This window comes from Anabaena sp. CCY 0017 (genome assembly GCF_963920885.1).
Lineage (GTDB): Bacteria > Cyanobacteriota > Cyanobacteriia > Cyanobacteriales > Nostocaceae > Nodularia.
Window position 1 is genome coordinate 295,524 of the sequence record NZ_CAWUDG010000005.1, and the last position, 22,834, is coordinate 318,357.

The following is a 22,834-nucleotide window of genomic DNA, read 5'->3' on the forward strand; positions in this document are numbered from 1 at the left end:
CCATCCTAGGTTTTCGGTGCGTTAGGACTAACGTCCATAACACACCCTACCCAAATCAAGGTTTTTAAACTTGTATGTACACAGTAGGGTAAGGAAGGGGACTAGGTTTCGCGTTGGCTTTTCCATATCCCGTGGTAAAACCGCTATTGGCAAGTTTACGAAAGCCTTAAGTTGAAATTAACTTGCTAAAATTGCCTGGTGTAAGTCAGTGAAAATATGCAAACTATAGTGAATAACAGTTACGTTGCACGGAAAAATTACTTGTTGTGTACATAAACTGCATTACACCTTGCTAAATGTGTATTTGTGAAGCAACTTGTCTTTTTTAGTAATTGTTTTATGAACAAGTTAAATTCAACATTAGGAGATAAATCAATGAAGTTAAAACAACTAGCGGTAATTGCGGGAGTAGCTCTAGTAAGTTGTTTGAGTATTAATAATAAAGCATTAGCTCAAACTGTCATCAATCCTCAAATAGATTCGTATGTTCCCCAACCATCTGATATAGTACTTGGAACTTGTAGCCAGATAGGTCTTTGTTTCCCAGGTCAAGAGATTACCGCTAGTACTAGTCTCTTCCCCTTTATATCTACTAATGATTCTAATTTCAATGTAACTAGTCTGTTTCTAACAATTGACCCCAACGAAGATGCAATCTGGGAGAATGCAGCTTCTAACATATACAACAATATTCAGATATCTCCAGACGGCAAAAGAATAACCTTTACTGATGGAACAATTCCTGTAGGAGAAAATCTTTTTTCGGATGCACAGACAACTCCTACTGGGACTGAGGTACAATTTTCTATAGCCTTCGATGGTACTGCTATTTCTAGCACCTCCATACCTGAACCAGCTTCAATTTTGGGAATGTTAGTGTTTGGTACTCTTGGTGTTGGTTCATCGGTGAAACGTTATCTCAAATATAAAGCACAATAAATATTCTCTTCTGAATTTGGTAACAGGGTAAGATCCACAGGGCAGAAATATCTAAGTATTGATGACCTTGGACAAGATGGGAATTCAACAAAACCATTTTAAAACCTAAGTTTCAGGAAATTGAATTAGTAGAAAGCATACATTTGCAAATGTATTTACTCCACTGTTTTAAGCAGTGGAATCTCTGGGTTTAACCTGATGAATTGCATTAAGCAACCACTAGAAAACTGTGGGCTACGGTTGATATGGGTGGGTAAATCCATTTGTAGCAAAGGTTAAAATTGAGAAGTTATACCCCTGTAAATCTATTTGCCAACATTGCCAAATCTATACCTGAAGCAACTTCTCTAGTGAGTTTACTGGGATTAGGAGTAATAGGCGCAAGTTCACTGCTAAGGCGTAATCAGAAATTAGTTAAAAAATAAACACAGTGATAAATTTGTTATCCACCCTCGGCTACCCACCGAGGGTTTTTCGTTTAGTCTGAGGGTTCTGAAGTGACAATTTCCCCAAAAATACAGAATGCTTCCTCCAAAAGAAAGAGCTTGCAGACAAAAGGCTGTTGTAAAATAGACATAAGTAAGAATTCGGGGGGCCATTTACTGGTCATAAACGCCTATAGAAACTATTGTTGGCAATCTCCAAGGACTAAAAGCCAGTCAGCTGAAGCAACTACAGCGACTGTACCACCAGCGCATACCAGGCGATCGCATCACCACGCCTGAGTTTTCCCAGCGTCTGGCAGCAATTAGCACAGAAATCAATCAACCGATATGTGCCTACCTCAACCGTCGCGGACAAGTGATGCGTGTAGGGGTAGGTACACCACGTCAAACGCAAATCCCACCGCTAGAGCTGCCCCGTTACGGTGCAGAACGTCTGAGCGGTATTCGTTGTATAGCTACCCATCTCAAGCCGGAACCGCCCAATGAATCGGCACTGACGGCGATGGCGTTGCAACGTCTAGATGCTTTGGCAGTGATAAATATCACCGGCACAGGATTTACAAAGCGTGGTGGTGGTTCCACTGGGTACGTCAAAGAAACTTATTTGGCTCATCTAGTATCAAGTACCAAACACCTCGTATCAACTCCGCAATTGGTAATCAGCGATGAAAAGTCTCTCGCGCAAGACACAGCCCTATACTCTAGCGTATCGCCGCCTATGAGCTTAGATATGCTGTCAGAGCATGACTTTATCGACTTGGTGGAAGGTCTGGAAGCAGAATTCCAACGGGATTTTGTCGCCCAGGAAGTAGATGCTGACCATGATCGGGTGCTACTTGTGGGACTGATTACCGATAAAACGACTCCCCAACAATTCCAGGACACCATAGTGGAATTAGCCCGGTTGGTGGATACGGCTGGCGGAGAGGTATTGCAGACAGTACAACAAAAGCGATCGCGCATTCATCCCCAGACGGTAGTTGGTGAAGGTAAAGTTGAAGAAATTGCCTTAACCGCCCAAACCCTGGGAGCGAATCTCGTCGTCTTTGACCGCGACCTCTCACCCGCCCAAGTCCGTAATTTGGAAAGAAAAATTGGTGTCCGGGTAGTTGACCGCACCGAAGTGATTTTAGATATCTTTGCCCAACGCGCTCAGTCCCGTGCTGGTAAATTGCAAGTAGAACTCGCACAGTTAGGATATATGATGCCGCGACTCAGTGGCAGAGGTCTAGCTATGTCACGGTTAGGTGGTGGTATTGGGACACGTGGCCCTGGTGAAACGAAACTGGAAACAGAACGCCGGGCGATTCAAAAACGGATTTCCCGACTGCAACAAGAAGTCAACCAGTTACAGGCGCATCGTTCAAGGTTACGCCTGAGACGGCAAAATCAAGAAGTTCCCTCTGTGGCTTTGGTTGGCTATACCAACGCTGGTAAATCCACTTTGTTGAATGCTCTCACCAATGCTGAGGTTTACACGGCTGACCAGTTATTTGCGACTCTTGACCCCACTACCCGCCGCCTAGTAATTGCTGAGGGCGACACTGGTGCAACTCAAGAGATTTTACTTACCGATACAGTAGGTTTTATACACGAACTGCCCGCTTCCTTAATGGATGCCTTTCGCGCCACCTTAGAGGAAGTCACAGAAGCCGATGCTTTACTGCATTTGGTTGATTTATCTCATCCGGCTTGGTTGAGCCATATTCGCTCAGTCAGGGAAATTTTGGCACAAATGCCAGTTACTCCCGGCCCTGCTTTGGTGATTTTCAACAAAATTGATCAAGTAGATAGCGCGACACTGGCTATAGCTCAAGAAGAGTTTCCCCTGGCGGTGTTTATTTCCGCCAGTCAGCGATTAGGGTTAGAAACCCTACGCCAACGTCTGACTCAACTGATTCAATACGTTGTTGACGCTCGGTGAATTTCTTACTCTATATAGTACAAAATTACTAATCTAAAGTCCGTTTAATCGGGCTTTTTTTTGAGCCACCGAGCAATTTTTGCTTTTAAACCTTGTCCATCATGAAAAGTGGAGTTTTTGTCATTGCGACGTAAGGAAGCAATCTCACCATCTTGACTAAAAACTACGGGTCTCAACCTAGACGAGGTTTATACGTAATTTTTTAGTTTAGCTGCGGAATACACCCTATTTCCCAATAGGTATTAAAGGGCTATTTGTTGTAGGTTCATTGCAGGTTAAAAAGAAAAAATCTTTGTTATCTGTTTAAGCTGGAATTTTCAACGAATATTCATTAAGAACAATCTAAGTATCATGTAGGGGCGGCTGTAATTTCTTCTCAATGGCGAAGGTTTAGCCGTTATTTTCATGGAATTCTCAAACTAGGTTCTAAAATTAAGGAGTATTCAATCTAATTAAAGACTTTATGGCTGCCAACGTTGAAGTTTACACTTGGAGTACTTGCCCATTTTGCATCCGTGCTAAAAATTTATTGAAAAAGAAAGGCGTTGAGTTTACCGAATATTGCATTGATGGCGATGAAGCGGAACGGGCTAAAATGTCCGAAAGAGCTAATGGTAGACGCTCACTACCCCAAATTTTTATTAATGATTACCATGTTGGTGGCTGTGATGATATCCACGCTTTAGAAGGTCAAGGCAAGCTGGATGAGTTACTATAGCACCCGCCAAGCAGCTTAGGACATTCTTGATAACTGAAAGCCTTGATGTGGGGGCGGGTTTATTAAAATTATTATTAGTAATTGAGCATATCTGTAAACCCGCCCCTACTTGGTTTCTACACAGTCTAATTTATTACAGACCTGGCGACTAGAAGTCGCGGCTATACAAACTAAACCCGCCTGCGCGGGTTAAAATCCCACTTTTTCATTAGTCCAGGTCGCTGGACTTCCCTACGGGAAGCCGCTACGCGTCATGCTTGTGTAGTAGCGTATCGCTAACGCGAAGCGTAGCCATATTATATTCGCCCAAAACTTTTCTTTTCTCCACAGCCACAATTGTGAAGTCTAATATCACGGGATACTTTAAACTAATCTCAGACATTCCCGGCGATTGAGGCGAACAGCGTGAAACTGGCTTTTATTATTGATCCCATCCATCAGCTTGACCCGTGTCATGATACCAGTGTTGCTCTGATGGAAGCAGCACAAATCTTAGGACATGAAATTTGGGTAACTCAAACCAATCTTCTGAGTGTAGTGGATAGCAAAGCTTGGGCGATTTTACAGCAGGTTGAACTTGTTCGGGTGCAATTAGTGGAGGGACGCTGGATTGCTGCAAGTCCTTGGTATAAATTGAGCGCTCCCAGCTTTACCTCCCTAGACGCAATGGATGCTGTATTTATGCGGACAGATCCACCAGTCAATGATTCTTACCTCTACGCCACCTACGTTTTAGACTACATTGACCCCAATAAAACCCTAGTAGTTAATAGTCCTAGTGGTATCCGGGGAGCAAATGAAAAAATGTATGCTCTTCAGTTTACTAATGCCATTCCAGAAACTATTGTTAGTGCAGACAAAGATTTTATCAGGCAATTTCTAGAAGCTAAAGGTGCAGCAATTATCAAGCCCCTGGGAAATAAAGCTGGTGAGGGAATTTTATTCTTAGAACCAGGCGATCGCAATTTTAACTCAATTGTTGAACTCAGTACACTACGTGGTAGATTACCAGTGATGGTGCAAACTTATTTACCAAAAGCTAAAGAAGGCGATAAGCGAATTATCCTGCTGAATGGCGAACCCATAGGCGCGCTGAATCGTCTTTCTAGCGGTAGTGATTTTCGCAATAACATGGCGGCTGGTGGTACTGTGGCTCAAACTACAATTACTCCCAGAGAGTATGAAATATGTAACGAAATAGCCGACACCTTACGTCAAGATGGCTTAATTTTTGTGGGGATTGATGTTATCGGCGGTTATCTGACTGAAGTCAACGTCACCAGTCCTACCGGAATTCGGGAAATTGACAGACTAGATCACACGCGTCTAGCTGATCAGGTAATTTCATGGATTTCGCAAACTTTAAAAAAATAAATAATTTACCTGAGTTGAATTGATTCCCTGGTCTTTTTCGGTCATATTTGGTTATTTACTGGTATCAAAAAATGAGCGATCGCCCCAAGCTAGGCACGTTGTTTAAATTTTATTGCCAACAAAAATTTAGACATTGAAGTTTGTAGACTCATGCCTAAGTTAAGTTAATTTGTGCATAGCATTAGCAAGTTGGCTCACAAATTTGCTACTTCGGGGATAGCAAAGGTATAGCCAGAGCGATATCGTTTAGGACAATGCTGATTGCTCAAAGCCTTGAAAAACTGGGTTTATAATCAGCACTCAGCACTCAAAAACTCAGCACTCAATTAATTCCTTGGTGTCCGGCGATTTCGCAGAAAATCTGGAATATCCAATCCCGTTTTTTCTTTAGGTGGTTCCGCAACTGGTGTGGGGGGATTAACTGCTGGTTGCTGTGGTGTTGGCCGTTTGGCATTAGGTGCTACCCTAGCATTAGCCACATTTTGGGTTGGTGGTGCTTGGATTTCACCTGTAAACCCAGTCGCAATTACAGTAATTCTTACCTCACCTTGGAGCCTGTCATCAATCACCGCCCCAAAAATAATATTGGCGTTGGGATCAACTACTTCATATATGGCTTCGGCAGCTGCATTCACTTCATGTAAAGTCAGATCACTGCCACCAGTAATATTAAATACAACTCCTCTAGCACCTTCAATAGAACATTCTAATAGAGGCGAAGAAATAGCCGCTATAGCTGCTTCTCTAGCCCTTGATTTTCCCGAACTTACTCCTATCCCCATTAATGCCGATCCAGCATCCGCCATGACGGCTCTAACATCCGCAAAGTCAACGTTGACTAAGCCAGGGATGGTAATAATATCAGAAATGCCTTGTACACCTTGACGCAACACATCATCGGCATAGCGAAAAGCTTCTTGGACAGGGGTTTGCTCTGGTATTACCTCTAGCAACTTATTGTTAGGGATAATAATCAGTGTATCTACTCGACTTTTTAACCCTTCAATACCTTGTTCGGCTTGACTGGTGCGGCGGCGACCTTCAAACACAAATGGACGTGTCACAACACCCACAGTCAGCGCGCCCATTTCCTTTGCTACCTCTGCCACAATCGGGGCTGCACCTGTGCCAGTACCGCCTCCCATCCCAGCAGTAATAAACACTAAATCAGCACCTTCTAAAGCTGTAGCAATTTCGTCTCGTGACTCTTCAGCTGCCTTTTGACCAATGGCAGGATTACCACCTGCACCTAAACCTCGTGTAAGTTTTTGTCCAATTTGCAAGCGACTCGGCGCACCAGCCAAAGTCAAAGCTTGGGCATCAGTATTGATTGACCAAAACTCTACTCCTGAGACATCAGACTCAATCATGCGGTTAACCGCATTTCCACCCCCACCACCCACACCAATTACTTTGATGTTGGCAACCCGACCTGGAACAATTTCGCCAATCCGGCTATTTTCCGTAGACATCTTTTTACTGTCGTGATTTTGTCCAAAGTTCAGCCCAGAATTGTTAAAAGGGTTGGTTGCGTTAACTGCTAACGGAAACCCGTGCTGTCCCACAGATTGGGAGTTTTTATAGGTAAGCTCTTGGTTATTATCAAGTGTCATGGGATTTAGAAAGGTAGATAAACGACTTTTACAGGTGTTATTCACCTAAGAGTCAACTATAGTTTGACACTGCCAAAATCTGTGGCACTGTTCTTTATTGTTATCACGACTCCCAACCTTAACAAGATTGTTAGTGCGAAATTTTGCTATGGATTAGCCGAGGGGCGGAGTGATTAGAGACCATAGCACAGCTAATTCTAAAGAAGTATACCTAGATTTACTTAAAATTGCTCTGTATAACTTCAAGGAAATATTAATTATTTTCTGTACTGTGTTGCCGATTTAGCACATAATGCCCTCCACTATATTTTGGCTAATGCTTTAGATTAGCAGATGTTTCTAGGGACTTTGGGAATTAACTTTTTGGTTCATTTGGTTCGTATGTACTAAAGGAGATGCGGGATTTTTCAAATCAATATAGTTAATTTGACTAAAATCAATTTTTGCAGATAAAGATCGCATTTGGGCCAGTATCTTAATTTGTTCGGTTAACTGAGGAGTAATAGCACCAAGATGTACATTTCCTAGTTCGGTTTTCAAAATTACATTTGTTGGATCTTGCCCATCAATTTCCGTGATTTTTACGGGACTTTGAGTTAATGATGGATAAAGTTGACTCCAGTAAGAGCGATATTGTTCTGGTGAACCAACAACTTTCAGCTTCGGTAGTTTGAACCGAGGATTGACTAATGTGTATTTTTCTAAGGGGATCAAAACTCCAGTCGCATCTAATAAACCAGCAGGTGACTGTTTTTTAGGACTATGAGCTATGGCCACGGGTACTCTTTCCTGAATTTCGATGTTTAATCCAGGGGGAAAAAGGCGGCGATTGACAGTTGCTTCGGCAATACTCGGTTGTTGTTTCAAAGAATCAGCGATCGCATTCGGTTGAATCCGCCATAATGACTGAGGATAGGATATCGCCAGTAATGACTTAATCGCCGCTTCCGATAGGAATTGATCACCTGATTTGATGACAATTTGCTGAGGAGTATTTAGCACCCATATCGGTTGGAGTGCCACCCACAGTAAACCACCAGCCAGTCCACTAATGGCAAGAGTTCGCCAAATAGCCTGAATAATTTTTATCTGCCTCTGCCGACGTACTCTGTGCCGACGCTGGGCTAACTCTTTTTGGGAAACTGATACTATACCAGCCATTCAAACCTCTTTCTTGTTGCAGTCAAATTATGGGCTAGGTTCTGAGCATTGATATTAATTAATTAAGCTGTGAGTATCTATTAATCTTTCTCCTAAATATTTTTTTAACACTTTACATAAATTGCACTAGTATTTAAGTACTATTATTACTGGTAATTTTTTTGCTTAAGTTTGCAGTGTTCAGTTTAAACCGAATGTAACCTCTTTGGTAGGTAATAGCTAGCTATGACTAGCGGCTAAAAACTCCACAAAAAAATTAACGCCAAACATAACACAATTTGTAGTATTAGTTATCCCATTGCCCATTTTGACCGAAAAAGTTTTTATTAGCCTTTATCAGTTGAGACAGTGATCACAAGATGGGACATTGTGAAAAACACTGATAACTATAGCGGGGTGTGAGCAACGTCTAAACCTAGTTTTTCCAAATTATGCGCGATCAGCATTGTTTTATATCGGGCTTTATGGGCAAGCACTGGCATCTGTTAGCGGATGGCCAAACGCTCATGTTGGAGATTTACGTTTTGACCATCGGCTTCTTTGTGGTTGCATAGATGCTTACCTCAAGCACAATTGCCATGTTGAAGAAGGCTATCGCTTTTTTCGTGATGACATGAGCCACAGGTGCTAAATTTGAGCTTTATCAGTTAAGAGTTATGAAGAGCGATAAATTTTTAATTCAAAACTCAGAACTTTTTTTAGCTTACCTGCTGACTATGCGATCGCCGGAGGCGGGGCTTTGCCCATCGCTCTCCAATGAATTATCACTCTTTTCCTCATCACCATAATTTTCCATTGCGGCTCTGGGCAAAGTGGCTAAAAAGGCTTTAAGTCTCATGCGTTCAATGTATGGCCAGCCTCCTTCAGACTCAATATCTTTAAGTAAAGAGTAGAGTTTTTGGCGATTATCAGGCAAACTTTCTTGAAAAGCACTATCCCTGATATCTCGATGTAACTGTTCTAAATGCCGTAGCAAGCTCAAAAGAGCGATCGCATCTCCTTGAGAAAGGCTAGCTACATCATGCACTGCTATTGCGATCGCTTGCAGTTGTGCCGATAAATTCCCTGATTCCAAATCTTTCTGGTTGCTCATGCAACTATCTCCGTGTAAATGAGGCCTACTCAAATTTACCGAAGATTCTTGGTTTTTATTCGTGATCACAAATTTTCTAGTGCATAAATAGATAGATACAGGATAAAAGCAAAAACCTTCAAAAGCTAAGAATGCCTCCCATAAAGGGTTTGAGCTTAAATATCTCCTCTCAAACACCAACCATCAGAATCTCATCTAAAAGGCAGCAATCACGTCTCACACAGCCTCCAAGTGAGCTAAATCCCATCAACTATTTTTAGATGAAACTAGAGAGCTTTGATTTTGAGTTAAAAAAAATCGTATGATCTGGCTAATTTCCCTATAAAGCAATGGACTGTATTTGTATCTGGTGACAACACATAACATAATACAGAAACATTTGGGCAACACAGAAAATGCCATAGGCATTGGTTTTACGATATTAATTTTTTGAGATTGAGGTTGACCATGAGGTATCGCGCTTTAATTGTTGCATTCTTGGCTGTATGCCTGGGGCTATTAACTGCTTGCAGTGATGCGCCCACATCTGCTTCTAATAGTAGGGATTTACTGACTTACGAACAAATTCGAGGCACTGGACTGGCTAACAAATGCCCCCAACTGGCAGAAACCAGCCGTGGTTCCATTCCCATTGAATCAGGTAAGTCTTATGCCATCAAAGAACTTTGCTTGGAACCAACCAACTTCTTTGTCAAAGAAGAACCTGCCAATAAACGGCAAGTAGCAGAGTTTGTGCCTGGTAAATTGTTAACCAGATACACTTCTACCATCGACCAAGTACAAGGCGACTTAAAAGTTAACCCAGATAATAGCTTGACCTTTTTAGAAGCTGATGGTCTGGACTTCCAAGCCATCACCGTCAAACTTCCTGGTGGTGAATCAGTACCTTTTCTCTTCACCATCAAAGATTTAGTTGCTCAAACACAACCTGGGTTGACCAGTATTAACACTTCTACGGACTTTGAAGGTACTTTCAAGGTTCCCTCCTATCGTGGTGCTTCTTTCCTAGATCCTAAAGGTCGTGGTGTCGTCTCTGGCTATGATAATGCCGTGGCTCTTCCTGCTCAAGCCGATGACGAAGAACTCACCCGTGCTAACGTCAAGAGTGTTGAAACTCTTGATGGCATAATTTCTTTGCAAGTAGCCAAGATAGATAGTGTTAGTGGTGAAATCGCTGGTACTTTCGAGAGCGAACAACCATCTGATACTGATTTGGGTGCTGGCGAACCTAAAGAAGTCAAGATTCGGGGTCTGTTTTATGCGCGGGTTGAACCAAATCGCGCCTAAATGCTCTGCATGATTTTTTAATCATTAAATTTGACCGCAAAACCTGACCCATTTGCTTCCAAATCAAAGGAAACAAATGGGTTTTTTATCGGACATAGTATTTTTACTGAGAAGATGATTTGCAAATATTTCCAGGAACGAACCCCATCATGGCAAATAACCAGAAAAATTCATCAATAAAATATTAAAGTTAAGTAAAATTTCGGTTTGTAAATGTAGTCATTACTCTATACCTTGTCTATATGTAGTCTAACAATCTACAAAAATTAAACAATGCTAATAACAAAAAAAATACCAATTGCGCTTATTTAAATTTGACTTGATTGTAAATTTAGTCAGGTGCTTAATAGCAATTTTTGTTATTTGTAGCATTTATTAAATAGAAAAACTTACATCATTTTTCTGGAACATTTCACAATCGTAAATTTTTTAAGCTGGTATCCACTGTTTATTTTGAGCAACAAATTCGGTGCTATGCCTATTACAGCCACCAATGAACTTAAACATGAAATTTGGCAATTGTTGCGAGAGTATGAGCAATCTCCCTCAGAAATTATTCGCAATAAATTGGTAAATATAAATTTTGGACTTGTGAGAAAAGAAGCCCACTATTGGACAAATCAATGCCGTGAAAATTATGATGATTTGCTTCAAGTTGGCTGTTTGGGTTTAATTCGGGCTATTGAAAAATTTGAAATCTCCAAGGGACACGCCTTTAGTTCCTTTGCTATTCCCTATATTCGTGGTGAAATTCAACACTACCTGCGAGATAAAGGCGTTACAGTCCGAATTCCTCGACGCTATTTGGCTTTGCAACAGCAGGCCATCGGAGTCTCACGGACTTTGCGCGAACAATATAATCGCCAACCCACCGACTCCGAACTAGCAGCAGCGTTGGATATTTCTCTGAATGAATGGCAAGAAATTAAATTAGCATTGGTAAATCGCGCTCCTTTAAGCCTAGATGTTCCAGTTTTAGATGGAGAAGAAGGAACTACCAGCTTGGGAGAATTAGTTCCTGATCCCCGTTACCGCAGCTTTCAACTGGCTCAAGAAGATCAAATCCGTCTCCAACAAGCACTTTTTCAGCTAGAAAAATGTACTCGTGAAGTGTTGGAAGGGGTATTTTTGCAGGACTTGACTCAAAAACAAGTGGCGGAACTTCTGGGAATTAGTGTAGTTACAGTTTCCCGCAGAGTTAAAAAAGGTCTAGGCTTGTTAAAACACTTGATGGGTGCAAAAGAAGAATAAAAATATCTAATCTAATTTGTCATAAGTGTTTTCGTGCAGCACAATGCAGCATTTTAATGACGGCGGTTTATTTAGCCCCAGGGGCATAGTTACGCTCAAAACTTAACACCTCCTCCACACACCTCAAATAAAGTCACACAGCACTGACCTGGAGAAAAACTTAAACTGGTAGTGCCAAAAATAACCGTTAAATTTTCCAAAATTAGGTTATAAATAGAACATACTTGAGAAAATGCTTTGCCTTGATATATAGTAGCCGTCATTTCGGCGAGGACAGTGGTGATATCAAAGGCTTAATATAACTGGGTTGATCAGGGCTAAACACCCCGCTAACCCCTGCCGCGCAGCCATGCCCAAAGAGCTTGACAGCACATTTCTATAAAAATAGGCATTGTGATTTTTACAAGTAAATTTTCCTATAGCTTTCGAGACCGGCTAATGGACAGAAATTACCAAATTGCATTTGTAGCTCTTTTGACGTTAGCGATCACTGGATGTACTATTGGCGACACTACACCAGAGGCTAATGTTCCTACACCGACTCAACCTCCAGCAGCAGAACCGCCAACGAAAGTTGAACCCTTTAATGTGGTGTCGCCCCCAGCGAATGCCTCTGCAACTCCTAACTTACGTACAGGCTTGCAAGCACCCACTAACGCCAAGGAGCGAGTATTGCTAGTGTCAAAAGGGAGATCTGACCCATTTGGTCAAATTGTTGAGCAGCGATTTTCTCCAAGACCGACGGGAAATCAATCTCCTAGACCTGTTCCCCCCATACCTCCCCTGCCGACTCCTCGTGGGGAGGGAAGACAAGCACAAACACCTGTCACACCTCTTCCTACTCCAACTCCCAGTCCTCCTGCACAAAAACCAACTCCGCCTAATCAGGATACGTCTTCAGTCCGATCCGGAACACTACCATCAGTTATTCCTGATCCTGGACTAAAACCTTTGCTACCACCACCACCTCAACCTGACTTAGCTAAGGCAGTTATGGTAACTGGTGTAGTGCTAATTGGTCAAAAACCCCAGGCGATTATTAAAGTCCCTACTGAGGAGACAAGTCGCTATGTACAGGCGGGACAGAGGTTGTCTAGTGGGTTGCTAATTAAACGCATTGAAATGAATGAAGGTTCTGATCCCATTGTAGTTCTGGAACAATATGGTATTGAAGTTGCCAGAATGGTAGGCCAAGAACCTATCAATGCAGCATCATCAGCTCCTAATCTTGAAGCTTCGTAAAAATGGAAACTCAGGAAAAAATTGAATTCGCTGGTTTATCTCTAGCGGTTTATCGCGAGATAGCTGCTCATTTGCGTCAAGTAGAAGGGATAGAAGTTGGCTTGATTTCTCAAGCATCTTCAGAATTTGATTACAATCAAAGTCAAATTGGTGGTTTATGGATTTCTGGGATACCGAATTCTGGGTCAGAAAGTCAGCAACGCGTACAGCAAATTTTGGCTTACTATCAAAATCGCTACGATGTCTGATTTTCTTGACTGATATCTTGCACCTACACCCAAAAAGGGTAAAGACCAATCAACCAAGCCTGCTTATGCAGGCTAAAAATTCTTTGTCATTCTATTGAGCAAAAACAGCATTCATTAGGGACGAAAGTTTTAAGTATTAATACGCAAGTGCAAGATGTGAAGGAAGTATATCCATACTAGAAATTAATCGGGGTGAAGTTAATCTGCCCATCCCAAAATGATCTGTTTTGAGTAAATTTATCTAATACTGCCAATGTGGCTGATGCAATTGCTATTGCTGAGGTAAACTTGCAAGCAAGATCATGCAAAATCTTACTCAGCTGCTCTTCGCTCTGGGCATCACTTAATAATGGAACACTGGCAATTTTTAATCCAAAAACAGGGCGATCGCTCTTGGCATAATCTGGAATCACCAAACTTAGAAATTTCGGAAGGTTGTTATAGAGTCTTGGCTCGTTCCAATCTACGTAATACTGACGTAGAAATACGGATAACCCACTCCTCAACCCAAGAAATTCCCCCCAAGCGGCGAATTCAAAAGCGATCGCGGCGCACGAATACAGAAGGTTTAATAGCGGTAATTCCTTTTACCCATCTCAAACCAGGAATTTGGGAACTACAATGCTCTGGCGATTTGATGTCTGATTTGCTCGGTAAAGCTTGGCAACACGGCATCTGTCTACAAGTATTATCTGAAGAATGTACTCAGGATTGGGGACAATGGCACGGGGGTGAGAATGTCGCGTCTAATTTACCTCATAGTTCAGGGACTATTTCTGATGACAATCTTAAAACCGTGATTGCACCGGAACCTTTGTCTACTATCAATAGCGATCCAACTCCAATCGATTTATTCACTGAAACAACAACAGACGAGACCGTTATTGATCAACCTGTTAATCCACCTTGGCTCGAAGGTGAAACGGCTGAACAGTTGTTACAAAATTTAATGGATTTAGCTTTACCTAATCTTGAAACTCTGTTATCTGAGGACACTTTAGCCAAACAAGTACCGCCACCGCTATCTTTGACTTTAGATCGGGAAACCCATATTGCTCATTGGGGAGAAATGTTTGTCATTCATGGGCTAGTGGAGCTACAAGAGGGGACAAATCAACAAGGTGAAGCACCATACCCAGAAATTTTTTATGGATTGGAACTACTCATTGATTTGCGATCGCCTCTAGGCTCAGAAATTTTAACCCAGGTTCGGCAACCCTTACCAAATAGCTCGTTGCCTATTACCATCACCTCGACAATTAATATTCCCGTGGATTGTGAATCTAAGCTGATATTGGCAGAGATCAATTTGTATGGCGCACTCACCGAATTTGGTGAAGTAGTACGATTAGCTAGTCAATCTTTGACAATTACAGCAGATGTGACAGAATTGCTAGCCATCACAGCCGCAGCTAGATTTCGGGAACAAAATTTATTAGATCACCCTATAGAACCACCAACAGAGTCAGAAGCATCTATTAGCATCGATTTAAAACTTTTCAATTTGGCTAAAACTGCACAAAAAAACCATTCTCAATCTATTCAAACTTTCTTAAACAAGTCACTACCTCCGCAGTTTAATTCCGAAGAACGAGAAGAAACCTCTTTGCGAGTGTCTCAGATCAATAAATTAGCCGATTCTCGTTTACCCCAACTACCAACCCTACCGGAAACCCAAAACACTGCTCAAGCAGCGTTTAATAACGGTGTCGCCACTGCTGATTTAGTTACAGAATCTTCTATAGATGAAGCGCTTGCAGAGAAAAAAGAGACTATAGCCCCCATCAACTTAGCGCAACTAGTCATTAAAAATCATCGTGTGCGAATGCTCAACAGCACTTTTCCTTACTTGAAACGCCTGAAAGTTTTACCAGCAAAAACAGAAGAGTTGGAAAGTAAGACACCCGATGAGTTGGAACTTCAAACTCCTGAAGATTCTCCGCAAATCAATCCAACTGGATCTGAGCATGAAGAAAATACACTAGAATTAGTCACTGCTGATGGAGAGTTTCAGGATGACTCAGTGGCAGAAGGATCTATCCCAGCAGATTTAGAATTAAATCCAGACCCTAATCTTTATTCATCGCCCCTGATTAGAAAGTGGATGCAAAGCCGAGGATATGCTTTACCTGAATCTACGATTGAGGTTGTAGACCAGCAAACAATACTAGATGAACAGGTTCCGCTTTCAACTCAAACGGTGGAATTTAACTCACCACACTTAGAATCGGAAACGGATACGGATACGGATATCGAAGCAGATCAGATACCTTTCCTGCGAAATGCTAGACAAAGGGCTAGTGCAGCCAGCGCTGTGGGAATAGAGGAGATGAATATATTAGAACAGATAGAAGTCGAAAATATATCAGCAGAAATTTCTGTATCTGCTCCAGATTCACAATTACCATTGGCTGATGCTCTCATAATACCTTCGCCTTGGTTGACCCAAGAATTTGTTGTAGAAGATACATATACTGAACCAGCAGTGAATGTGATAGACAGTCATTGTTCTGAACAGAAGGAGCAACCCATCTCCAATTTATCTAATACCCCACTCATGGAAGGGACGATTGTTGAGTCTCTGCCAATACCGCAATTACACGTACCAGATGGTGAACTCATCGCTGGTACTTCTGTCAGGGTTAGGGTAGAACTACCTGAAATATCCCCGCAAATAGTGGTCAAGTTATGGGTAAAAGATTGCCAAACTCGCTGGCTGCTAGATGGTCCCCATTTGCTCACAGACTTGCAACCTAACACCTTGGGAAGTTTAGAAGTGATGACTCAATTAAATATTCCCTTTGGTTGCTTGGAAATTCGCTTAGAGGCGATCGCTTTCGATCAGACTACCCAACAAGAAAGTCACAAGGTAACAGTGCTGCGGACTGTCATTCCTCCAGATTTACCGAATTTGCGGTTAGATGAATTACTGGGGATTTGAATAAATCACACGGGAGTTGTGTTAATAATTTTGAGAATTTCAAAAATCGGGTGAATTTTGCAGTAAGCTCGTTTTCGAGGATTGTCTAATTATTCAATAGGAAAGTTAACTATGGCAGCTTCATTTTTGCCTTCTATCTTGGTTCCTCTGACTGGTCTAGTTTTTCCAGCAGTGACAATGGCGTTTTTGCTGTTATACATCGAACGCGATGATATCAGCTAATTAGTTGATGAATATCCCACGTCTTCCAGGCGTGGGATTCGCGTGTAAATCATTTAGTAAATCATTTAGTATAAAAGCGCACTTATTATATTCCAACTCATTCCTAATAGACAAAGGATTCCCACTGCATACGTAAGAAATCGCCAAGGCTGCAAACCGAGAAGATACATCAAGGTATGAAGTATCCGCGCGATTGTAAAAGTAGAAAACAGCCAAATTGCTGATCCAGGCGATGCTTCGGTTAACACATACGCTATTCCCAGACCAATAAATATGGGAATGTTTTCCAAATCATTCAGCCAAGCTTTAGCAGCTCGTTTGACTTGTGGTAGATCCTCCTTCGCGGGCGGCTTATTGAATACTGCGGAATCTTCTGGGTTGACAAATTCACGTCTGCCAATCCGATAAAATCCTTGATAAGCTGAAAGCGCAAACATTTTCAGAAATAGCACTACAACGCACAAGGAATACCAGTCAAGAGCGGTTCCCATCGTTCCAAGCATAGAGATTACCTGTTATCTGCTAGTAACACACTACCTTGCTTGAATGTAGTTACAGACATATATCGTGCTAATTGTAACTTAAATCTCTATAGTTTAGTACCTGATCACTAAAATTACAAACCGCCTGTCTTTCAGAAACAAGCGGTTTGTTAATGCTAATTTTTAAACAATTGCCCGAAAATCCAGACTAAATTGTTTTCTGATCAAACTATTCTTACATTGAAGAACCGACACCAGCATAGGCTCCGTAAAAGAAAATACCTACAACTGTAATTACACCTAAACCTGCGATTGTAGCGACAACCCACAGGGGAATTCTTCCACTTCCAGCAGACACAGCTTTTCTCCTCCCTTAATAACAAATCAACACTGATTTTATGAACAAAGATTTACAACACTTGCTCTGTGTTAGTTAAAGAAGTAACTAGAGAACAGAATTCCTAGAACAAAGACTAAAAGTAGTCCCAGGTAGAGTGAAGTCCGGTTTAATTCAACCGGTTGATTATTCGGATTGGGCGATCTATCCATAATTTTCTCCTAGCGTTGAATAAACTGCATGGCGGCGATCGCGCCTAAAAAGAAGACGGAGGGTACACCTAAAGTATGAATTGCCAGCCATCTAACCGTAAAAATGGGATAAGAAACTGGCTGATTTATGTCATTTCCGCTAGTCATGATCTCAAACTACTTTCCGATAAATTGTTCTACTTGCTGTTTAGCGCCAAAACGATCCTTCACAATAGGTACTTCTTGGCGTGTTTGTGTGTAGTATTCGTTAGGACGGGGAGTGCCGAAAGCATCATAAGCCAGTCCAGTGCTGACAAATAGCCATCCGGCTAGAAATAATGCGGGAATGGTGATGCTGTGAATAACCCAGTAACGAATGCTGGTAATAATGTCCGAAAACGGACGCTCTCCAGTGGTACCTGACATTTAGATCCTTACCTTCACAAAGATTGCTATTGTCTATTATCCTACAAAGTTTAGAAAGAGTTACAAGTTGCAACGACCTTCTCAGAAATCAGAACGAATACTGAAGTCTATCATGCCACTAAGCAGCCTCTTGTGAGGAAGTTTGGGCAATGTTTGGTTGGTATTTTAACAAAACGCCGCGATCGCCGATCACAAATCCCTGATTAGGATTGAAGAAAACAACCTTGTACAAATTAGCTGCTACTCCTTCCACATCACGGTCTTTTTCCCAAGTTTGACCACGATCAGCGCTTAAAAGTAAATTACCGCTACCGCCACCTATCCAAAGTTCATCGGGAGTGCGATAAGCCAAATCTAGTAAACCCCAGCTTGTAGCTAACTCAGGATTTTGCGGTTCTTGCCATTCTTCAGGATTATTGAGATCGCTAAACTGCACCTGACCACCTCGTGCTAGCAACCACAACTGCCCATTCTCAGCAAAACCCATATTTTCTAAGCGGCGAGAATTATTGCGGTTATGGGGTTCCCAGCTAGTTTGTCCTGGTTCCCAAGTAGAGTAGAAACTACCCTTAGCCGAAACCGCAACATATTTACCATCAGGCGAGCGTTCAATATTACGCACCACACCAACGGCTCCTTCTACCTGGGCTTTCCAGTTGATACCACCGTCTTGAGTTCTATATATCGCTCCCACATCGGTAGCCATTTCCGCCGAGTTTTCTCCCAGAGCATAAATAGCAATGGGACTACCAGGTAGTTTTTCGCTTAAAGCAATGCGCGACCAAGAACTACCTTCGTCAGTGGTATGCAACAGTAGCGAAGGCTCACCCAAAATCCAGCCTTCTTTGCCAGCAAAACTTACCGAGTCAAAGCGAGACTTAGGATCATCCAGTTCCAGTGTTAGCGGTTTCCAAGTATCACCACCATCATTTGTTTCCAAAAGGGTAGCATTGCCACCCACCAGAAAACCATGCTGAGAGTTATCAGTAAAGGCGATATCCAGCAGCTTCGAGTCTGTTGGCACAGAAATTATCGCCCAAGGGTTAGAGACCGTAGAGGGGACTTTGCTACAACCTATACACAAGAAAACTACTATCAACAAGGCAAATAGTCTTTGCCAATTTTTCATAATACCCATTGAATGCATCAGTATTTTTTACTTTTTTCTAAATTTTTGATCTTAGTGGCGATCGCAGCCCTCTAAACTTGGTAAAAAGATAGCGGGTCTTATTGTAAGCCGTAGAGACTGATAAAAAACAAGAAACCAAGAGCCAAAGCCCCAAAAATTAGCAAATTTTTCTGCCCTGGTGTCATTCTGTTAACACCCAAACCATAACCAAGATTTTCTTTAAAACCCGACACAGTACCAGCAGGGCCAATATTGGCGAAAGCAATCTTCTTCGCCGTACATACTGGACAACGCCAAGTTATAGGCAGTTCAGCAAACAGAGTACCTGGATCAATATTATGGCTATCGTCTCCCTTTTCAGGTTCGTAAACATAACCACAGGCACGGCATTCAAAGCGGTCTAATGCCGGAGTTTCAACAGCTTGTTCGTTAGCTTGTTCGCTCATGGCTAAATCCTCACAGAGGAGAAATATTAAATATACGTTACAAATTATGACATAACTGTGAGACTTTTCCATCATCTGCAAAAAGGATAAATACCTGAAATCGTTCTGTTTCACAGATTTCATCAAAAGCAACCAGATATAATGTAAAAGAAAGTAACAGCCTTATTTACACCATTAGCGGTAGATATTCATTGTGTTTGTCCTCAGCGGTTACGAGTACCTTCTAGGCTTCTTCATCATCTGTAGCCTAGTTCCAGCCCTTGCACTTTCAGCCTCCAAGCTCCTGCGACCCAGTGGTAACAGCCTGGAACGGCGCACTACTTATGAATCTGGCATGGAACCCATTGGCGGAGCCTGGATTCAGTTCAACATTCGCTACTATATGTTTGCCTTAGTCTTCGTCGTCTTTGACGTAGAGACTGTATTCTTGTACCCTTGGGCGGTTGCCTTCCACCGTCTAGGGCTTTTGGCATTCATTGAAGCCTTAGTTTTTATTTCAATTCTTGTAGTTGCCCTAGTCTACGCCTGGCGTAAAGGAGCGTTGGAATGGTCTTGAATTCAAAATTAACCACCCCAGACAAAGAGCAAATCATCAACCCGATTGAACGTCCCACAATCACTCAGGACTTGTCAGAAAACGTCATCCTGACCACAGTTGATGACCTCTATAACTGGGCAAGGCTTTCGAGTCTGTGGCCTTTGCTGTTTGGTACAGCTTGCTGCTTTATTGAATTTGCAGCTTTAATTGGCTCCCGGTTTGACTTTGACCGTTTCGGTCTCATTCCCCGTTCAAGCCCACGTCAAGCCGATTTAATTATTACAGCCGGAACAATTACCATGAAGATGGCACCCCAATTGGTGCGTCTTTATGAACAAATGCCCGAACCCAAGTATGTGATCGCTATGGGTGCTTGTACAATTACTGGCGGAATGTTCAGCATGGACTCTCCGACAGCTGTACGTGGAGTTGATAAACTCATTCCTGTAGATGTTTATTTGCCTGGTTGTCCCCCCCGTCCCGAAGCGATTATTGACGCAATTATTAAATTGCGGAAAAAGATAGCTAACGATTCCATGCAGGAACGAGGTCAAATTAAGCAAACCCACCGTTTTTACAGCACAACTCACAATCTCAAGCCCACAGAGCAAATTTTAACTGGTAAATATTTACAGTCAGAAACTCGCTACACACCACCCAAGGAATTGACAGAAGCTATTGGTTTGCCAGTTCCACCTGCGTTACTGACAGCAAAGACACAAGAGAAGGAGCAAAACCGTGGCTGAAGAAGATTCTAAACCAGTACCAGCAGCAGAAGATTCTCTGGTTAAAGCCGGTCAAGTTTCCCAATGGTTAACGGAAAATGGTTTTGATCATGAGTCTTTGGAACCTGACAAGCTTGGGGTAGAAATAATTAAAGTGGAGGCAGATTTCTTGCTCCCTATTTCTACAGCCCTTTATGCTTACGGGTTTAATTACCTTCAGTTTCAATCTGGTGTTGACCTTGGCCCAGGAGGGGATTTAGTCAGTGTCTATCATTTGATTAAAGTCGGTGATAATGTTGATAAACCTGAAGAAATCCGGGTGAAGGTGTTCTTACCTCGTGAAAATCCCAGCGTCCCTTCAGTTTACTGGATCTGGAAAACCGCAGACTGGCAAGAGCGCGAAACTTATGATATGTTCGGCATTGTCTATGAAGGTCATCCGAATCTGAAACGGATTTTAATGCCGGAAGATTGGGTGGGTTGGCCTTTGCGGAAGGATTATATCTCGCCTGATTTCTACGAGTTGCAAGATGCTTATTAGGTAGCGCTGAGTTTCAGCAGTGAGAATTTTGTTCAACTCACCTTAGCCCCTTTCCGGTCGCGGAGAGGGGTAATGTTTTTTAACGCAAAGGGGCGCGGAGGTTAGCGCAAAGGTTCGCTGAGATTGAGGCGTTTATAGATGGTATCCAATTACTAAATCTGAAAGTTCGTAGGTTAGCTTGAGGCTTTGCAAAACCCAACAATCCGTGGTTTTGTTGGTGTGGGTTTATGCGTTCGGCAAACTGCGTTAACGTTCGTCTACCCAACCTACGCCTAAATTTATCAAAGTCCCTAAAAAAAGCTGGATGATTTTTGTACGACCAGAGTCATAAAAGAACATTACTTGTTTATCTTTAGGCATTAAGTAACTTTCTCATAAATTACACATCATTTACAAGTGATAGGTTATACTTGTATTGAATCGTGAACTTAAAATATCAAGGACTCCAAACAGGAGAGAATTAAGTTAAATCTATACACGATTACAAGTAATTTAGAAGTGTTATATTATGCCAAAGCTAACAAAAGAAGAATTTATTGAGAAAATAAAAGCAGATGAATTTGAGTTTGAAGATATTGATTTAGAAGGCATTGATATTAGTGGTTTTAACTTTAGAGAGCTAAGAAATGATCAAAGAGTAATCACGATAAAAAACTCTAATTTTAACGGTGCGAATTTAAGTAATTCAGATATGCGTGGTATTGATTTATGTTTTGTAGATTTGCAAGAGGCTAATCTTAGCAATTCTAAGCTACCACAGATCATGCAGTGTAACCTTGAAAAATCAGATTTATCAGGGTCTTATATAGCTTATACTGATAGTTCATCATTTCGTGAGACCAACTTTGAGGGAGCAAATACTTTCTACGCTATATTTACAGACTGTGATTTATTTAAAGCTAATTTTAGTAATGTTAGTTTCTTATTAGCTGAGTTTTATGAGTCTAATTTATCAACTGTAAACTTTAGTAATTCAAACCTAAATGGCTGTAAATTTGTTGATTCTGAGCTTAATAATTCTGATTTCAGTAATGCAAGTGTTTTAGCCAGTAATTTTAATAACATAAATTTGTCCTCGGCTTGTTTCAATAAAACTTTTCTTAAAAAATCAAGGTTTCGTGGGAGTAATCTAACAGGAGCAATTCTCAATGAAAGTAAGCTGGAAAATTCTAATTTCAATAGTGCTAATTTAGATGGTGCAAAATTACAAGATGCACAAATTAAAGATTGTACTTTTAGAGGAACAAGCCTGATAAAGGCAGATTTTTATCAAGCTTTATTAGAAAATGTAGATTTTAGAAAAGCGAATTTTCAAGGAGCTAATCTGAGAGAATGCACTTTAAAGTATGTTAATTTATATTTGTCAGACTTAACGGATGCAAAACTCGGATTTGCTAATTTAGTTCAAGTTAAACACTTATCAACAGCTAAATTAATTAGAACTGATTTCCATAATACAAATATTGAGTGAAATCAAAATTATTGTCACTGTTATAGCAGAAACTAATTTTAGTTATTCAAATTTAGAAAGATCAAATATTAATAACGTTTCTTCAATGT

Annotated in this window: 24 protein-coding genes; 14 read left to right on the forward strand and 10 right to left on the reverse strand. The window is 41.5% G+C overall.

What is annotated here, in order from left to right:
- The first annotated feature begins 339 nt into the window (after positions 1-339).
- From ACM0OW_RS09155 to gshB, 4 genes are all read left to right on the forward strand, one after another.
- Complete coding sequence (locus ACM0OW_RS09155; RefSeq protein ID WP_414549730.1) at positions 340-939, forward strand: hypothetical protein; 600 nt, start codon at positions 340-342, stop codon at positions 937-939.
- An 804-nt stretch (positions 940-1,743) separates the two neighbouring features.
- Positions 1,744-3,309, forward strand: coding sequence for a GTPase HflX (hflX, locus tag ACM0OW_RS09160; protein ID WP_414549731.1), 1,566 nt, complete (start codon positions 1,744-1,746; stop codon positions 3,307-3,309).
- 463 nt (positions 3,310-3,772) lie between these two features.
- Positions 3,773-4,027, forward strand: a complete 255-nt coding sequence (gene grxC, locus ACM0OW_RS09165; protein ID WP_414549732.1) for a glutaredoxin 3 — start codon at positions 3,773-3,775, stop codon at positions 4,025-4,027.
- A 405-nt stretch (positions 4,028-4,432) separates the two neighbouring features.
- Positions 4,433-5,401 (forward strand): glutathione synthase, encoded by a 969-nt coding sequence (gene gshB, locus ACM0OW_RS09170; RefSeq protein WP_414549733.1) that lies wholly within the window; start codon positions 4,433-4,435, stop codon positions 5,399-5,401.
- A gap of 326 nt (positions 5,402-5,727) precedes the next feature.
- On the opposite strand, the gene ftsZ is transcribed toward gshB, so the two are convergent.
- The 3 genes from ftsZ to ACM0OW_RS09185 all read right to left on the reverse strand — a co-directional run bounded on the left by ftsZ (position 5,728) and on the right by ACM0OW_RS09185 (position 9,268).
- Positions 5,728-7,014: a cell division protein FtsZ gene (ftsZ, locus tag ACM0OW_RS09175; RefSeq protein ID WP_414549734.1), complete on the reverse strand. Its 1,287-nt coding sequence runs from the start codon at positions 7,012-7,014 to the stop codon at positions 5,728-5,730.
- A 339-nt stretch (positions 7,015-7,353) separates the two neighbouring features.
- Positions 7,354-8,175 carry a cell division protein FtsQ/DivIB gene (locus ACM0OW_RS09180; protein WP_414549735.1) on the reverse strand — a complete coding sequence of 274 codons (822 nt, stop codon included), beginning with the start codon at positions 8,173-8,175 and terminating at the stop codon, positions 7,354-7,356.
- A gap of 703 nt (positions 8,176-8,878) precedes the next feature.
- Positions 8,879-9,268, reverse strand: a complete 390-nt coding sequence (locus ACM0OW_RS09185) for a hypothetical protein (protein ID WP_414549736.1) — start codon at positions 9,266-9,268, stop codon at positions 8,879-8,881.
- A 447-nt stretch (positions 9,269-9,715) separates the two neighbouring features.
- Between ACM0OW_RS09185 and ACM0OW_RS09190 the strand changes: the two genes are divergently transcribed.
- From ACM0OW_RS09190 to psaI, 6 genes are all read left to right on the forward strand, one after another.
- Complete coding sequence (locus ACM0OW_RS09190) at positions 9,716-10,555, forward strand: photosystem II manganese-stabilizing polypeptide (protein WP_414549737.1); 840 nt, start codon at positions 9,716-9,718, stop codon at positions 10,553-10,555.
- A 474-nt stretch (positions 10,556-11,029) separates the two neighbouring features.
- On the forward strand, positions 11,030-11,806 hold the full coding sequence (locus ACM0OW_RS09195) for an RNA polymerase sigma factor SigF (protein ID WP_414549739.1): 777 nt from the start codon (positions 11,030-11,032) through the stop codon (positions 11,804-11,806).
- Positions 11,807-12,244: 438 nt separating this feature from the next.
- A complete protein-coding gene (locus ACM0OW_RS09200; protein WP_414549740.1) occupies positions 12,245-13,048 on the forward strand; it encodes a hypothetical protein in 804 nt (267 codons plus the stop codon).
- A 2-nt stretch (positions 13,049-13,050) separates the two neighbouring features.
- Positions 13,051-13,296, forward strand: a complete 246-nt coding sequence (locus ACM0OW_RS09205; RefSeq protein ID WP_414549741.1) for a hypothetical protein — start codon at positions 13,051-13,053, stop codon at positions 13,294-13,296.
- A 349-nt stretch (positions 13,297-13,645) separates the two neighbouring features.
- Positions 13,646-16,237: a hypothetical protein gene (locus ACM0OW_RS09210; RefSeq protein ID WP_414549742.1), complete on the forward strand. Its 2,592-nt coding sequence runs from the start codon at positions 13,646-13,648 to the stop codon at positions 16,235-16,237.
- Between the two features lie 111 nt (positions 16,238-16,348).
- Positions 16,349-16,459, forward strand: coding sequence for a photosystem I reaction center subunit VIII (gene psaI / locus ACM0OW_RS09215; RefSeq protein ID WP_071839278.1), 111 nt, complete (start codon positions 16,349-16,351; stop codon positions 16,457-16,459).
- A gap of 65 nt (positions 16,460-16,524) precedes the next feature.
- On the opposite strand, the gene ACM0OW_RS09220 is transcribed toward psaI, so the two are convergent.
- From ACM0OW_RS09220 to ACM0OW_RS09250, 7 genes are all read right to left on the reverse strand, one after another.
- On the reverse strand, positions 16,525-16,962 hold the full coding sequence (locus ACM0OW_RS09220; protein WP_414549743.1) for an MAPEG family protein: 438 nt from the start codon (positions 16,960-16,962) through the stop codon (positions 16,525-16,527).
- 214 nt (positions 16,963-17,176) lie between these two features.
- Entirely contained in the window at positions 17,177-17,299 is a 123-nt protein-coding gene (locus ACM0OW_RS09225; protein ID WP_089090734.1) for a photosystem II reaction center protein J, read from the reverse strand.
- Between the two features lie 71 nt (positions 17,300-17,370).
- Complete coding sequence (locus ACM0OW_RS09230) at positions 17,371-17,490, reverse strand: photosystem II reaction center protein L (RefSeq protein ID WP_172644234.1); 120 nt, start codon at positions 17,488-17,490, stop codon at positions 17,371-17,373.
- A 9-nt stretch (positions 17,491-17,499) separates the two neighbouring features.
- Positions 17,500-17,637: a cytochrome b559 subunit beta gene (psbF, locus tag ACM0OW_RS09235; protein WP_194000792.1), complete on the reverse strand. Its 138-nt coding sequence runs from the start codon at positions 17,635-17,637 to the stop codon at positions 17,500-17,502.
- Positions 17,638-17,646: 9 nt separating this feature from the next.
- Positions 17,647-17,895 (reverse strand): cytochrome b559 subunit alpha, encoded by a 249-nt coding sequence (gene psbE / locus ACM0OW_RS09240; RefSeq protein ID WP_414549744.1) that lies wholly within the window; start codon positions 17,893-17,895, stop codon positions 17,647-17,649.
- 118 nt (positions 17,896-18,013) lie between these two features.
- Positions 18,014-19,033, reverse strand: coding sequence for a photosynthesis system II assembly factor Ycf48 (locus tag ACM0OW_RS09245; protein ID WP_414549745.1), 1,020 nt, complete (start codon positions 19,031-19,033; stop codon positions 18,014-18,016).
- An 89-nt stretch (positions 19,034-19,122) separates the two neighbouring features.
- Positions 19,123-19,470: a rubredoxin gene (locus ACM0OW_RS09250; RefSeq protein ID WP_414549746.1), complete on the reverse strand. Its 348-nt coding sequence runs from the start codon at positions 19,468-19,470 to the stop codon at positions 19,123-19,125.
- A 193-nt stretch (positions 19,471-19,663) separates the two neighbouring features.
- On the opposite strand from ACM0OW_RS09250, the gene ndhC reads away from it, so the two are divergent.
- The 4 genes from ndhC (at position 19,664) to ACM0OW_RS09270 (ending at position 22,745) form a co-directional block, all read left to right on the forward strand.
- Entirely contained in the window at positions 19,664-20,026 is a 363-nt protein-coding gene (ndhC, locus tag ACM0OW_RS09255) for a photosynthetic/respiratory NAD(P)H-quinone oxidoreductase subunit C (RefSeq protein ID WP_006197415.1), read from the forward strand.
- Positions 20,017-20,754, forward strand: a complete 738-nt coding sequence (gene ndhK, locus ACM0OW_RS09260; RefSeq protein WP_414549747.1) for a photosynthetic/respiratory NAD(P)H-quinone oxidoreductase subunit K — start codon at positions 20,017-20,019, stop codon at positions 20,752-20,754. Before ndhC ends, ndhK begins: the two co-directional genes overlap by 10 nt.
- Positions 20,747-21,274 carry an NAD(P)H-quinone oxidoreductase subunit J gene (locus ACM0OW_RS09265; RefSeq protein WP_414549748.1) on the forward strand — a complete coding sequence of 176 codons (528 nt, stop codon included), beginning with the start codon at positions 20,747-20,749 and terminating at the stop codon, positions 21,272-21,274. Before ndhK ends, ACM0OW_RS09265 begins: the two co-directional genes overlap by 8 nt.
- Positions 21,275-21,782: 508 nt before the next feature.
- On the forward strand, positions 21,783-22,745 hold the full coding sequence (locus ACM0OW_RS09270) for a pentapeptide repeat-containing protein (RefSeq protein WP_414549749.1): 963 nt from the start codon (positions 21,783-21,785) through the stop codon (positions 22,743-22,745).
- Positions 22,746-22,834 lie beyond the last annotated feature (89 nt).

What these genes read in the sequence shown, in the direction of transcription:
- psaI (WP_071839278.1), top strand. Translation starts at nt 16,349, where the DNA reads ATGGCAGCTTCATTTTTGCCTTCTATCTTGGTTCCTCTGACTGGTCTA.
- ACM0OW_RS09200 (WP_414549740.1), top strand. Translation starts at nt 12,245, where the DNA reads ATGGACAGAAATTACCAAATTGCATTTGTAGCTCTTTTGACGTTAGCG.
- grxC (WP_414549732.1), top strand. Translation starts at nt 3,773, where the DNA reads ATGGCTGCCAACGTTGAAGTTTACACTTGGAGTACTTGCCCATTTTGC.
- ftsZ (WP_414549734.1), bottom strand. Translation starts at nt 7,014, where the DNA reads ATGACACTTGATAATAACCAAGAGCTTACCTATAAAAACTCCCAATCT.
- ACM0OW_RS09205 (WP_414549741.1), top strand. Translation starts at nt 13,051, where the DNA reads ATGGAAACTCAGGAAAAAATTGAATTCGCTGGTTTATCTCTAGCGGTT.
- ACM0OW_RS09245 (WP_414549745.1), bottom strand. Translation starts at nt 19,033, where the DNA reads ATGGGTATTATGAAAAATTGGCAAAGACTATTTGCCTTGTTGATAGTA.
- ndhK (WP_414549747.1), top strand. Translation starts at nt 20,017, where the DNA reads ATGGTCTTGAATTCAAAATTAACCACCCCAGACAAAGAGCAAATCATC.
- ACM0OW_RS09195 (WP_414549739.1), top strand. Translation starts at nt 11,030, where the DNA reads ATGCCTATTACAGCCACCAATGAACTTAAACATGAAATTTGGCAATTG.
- ACM0OW_RS09185 (WP_414549736.1), bottom strand. Translation starts at nt 9,268, where the DNA reads ATGAGCAACCAGAAAGATTTGGAATCAGGGAATTTATCGGCACAACTG.
- ACM0OW_RS09190 (WP_414549737.1), top strand. Translation starts at nt 9,716, where the DNA reads ATGAGGTATCGCGCTTTAATTGTTGCATTCTTGGCTGTATGCCTGGGG.
- ACM0OW_RS09155 (WP_414549730.1), top strand. Translation starts at nt 340, where the DNA reads ATGAACAAGTTAAATTCAACATTAGGAGATAAATCAATGAAGTTAAAA.
- ACM0OW_RS09230 (WP_172644234.1), bottom strand. Translation starts at nt 17,490, where the DNA reads ATGGATAGATCGCCCAATCCGAATAATCAACCGGTTGAATTAAACCGG.
- ACM0OW_RS09180 (WP_414549735.1), bottom strand. Translation starts at nt 8,175, where the DNA reads ATGGCTGGTATAGTATCAGTTTCCCAAAAAGAGTTAGCCCAGCGTCGG.
- hflX (WP_414549731.1), top strand. Translation starts at nt 1,744, where the DNA reads ATGCGTGTAGGGGTAGGTACACCACGTCAAACGCAAATCCCACCGCTA.
- psbF (WP_194000792.1), bottom strand. Translation starts at nt 17,637, where the DNA reads ATGACTAGCGGAAATGACATAAATCAGCCAGTTTCTTATCCCATTTTT.
- ACM0OW_RS09250 (WP_414549746.1), bottom strand. Translation starts at nt 19,470, where the DNA reads ATGAGCGAACAAGCTAACGAACAAGCTGTTGAAACTCCGGCATTAGAC.
- ACM0OW_RS09270 (WP_414549749.1), top strand. Translation starts at nt 21,783, where the DNA reads ATGCCAAAGCTAACAAAAGAAGAATTTATTGAGAAAATAAAAGCAGAT.
- ACM0OW_RS09210 (WP_414549742.1), top strand. Translation starts at nt 13,646, where the DNA reads ATGGAACACTGGCAATTTTTAATCCAAAAACAGGGCGATCGCTCTTGG.
- psbE (WP_414549744.1), bottom strand. Translation starts at nt 17,895, where the DNA reads ATGTCAGGTACCACTGGAGAGCGTCCGTTTTCGGACATTATTACCAGC.
- ACM0OW_RS09220 (WP_414549743.1), bottom strand. Translation starts at nt 16,962, where the DNA reads ATGCTTGGAACGATGGGAACCGCTCTTGACTGGTATTCCTTGTGCGTT.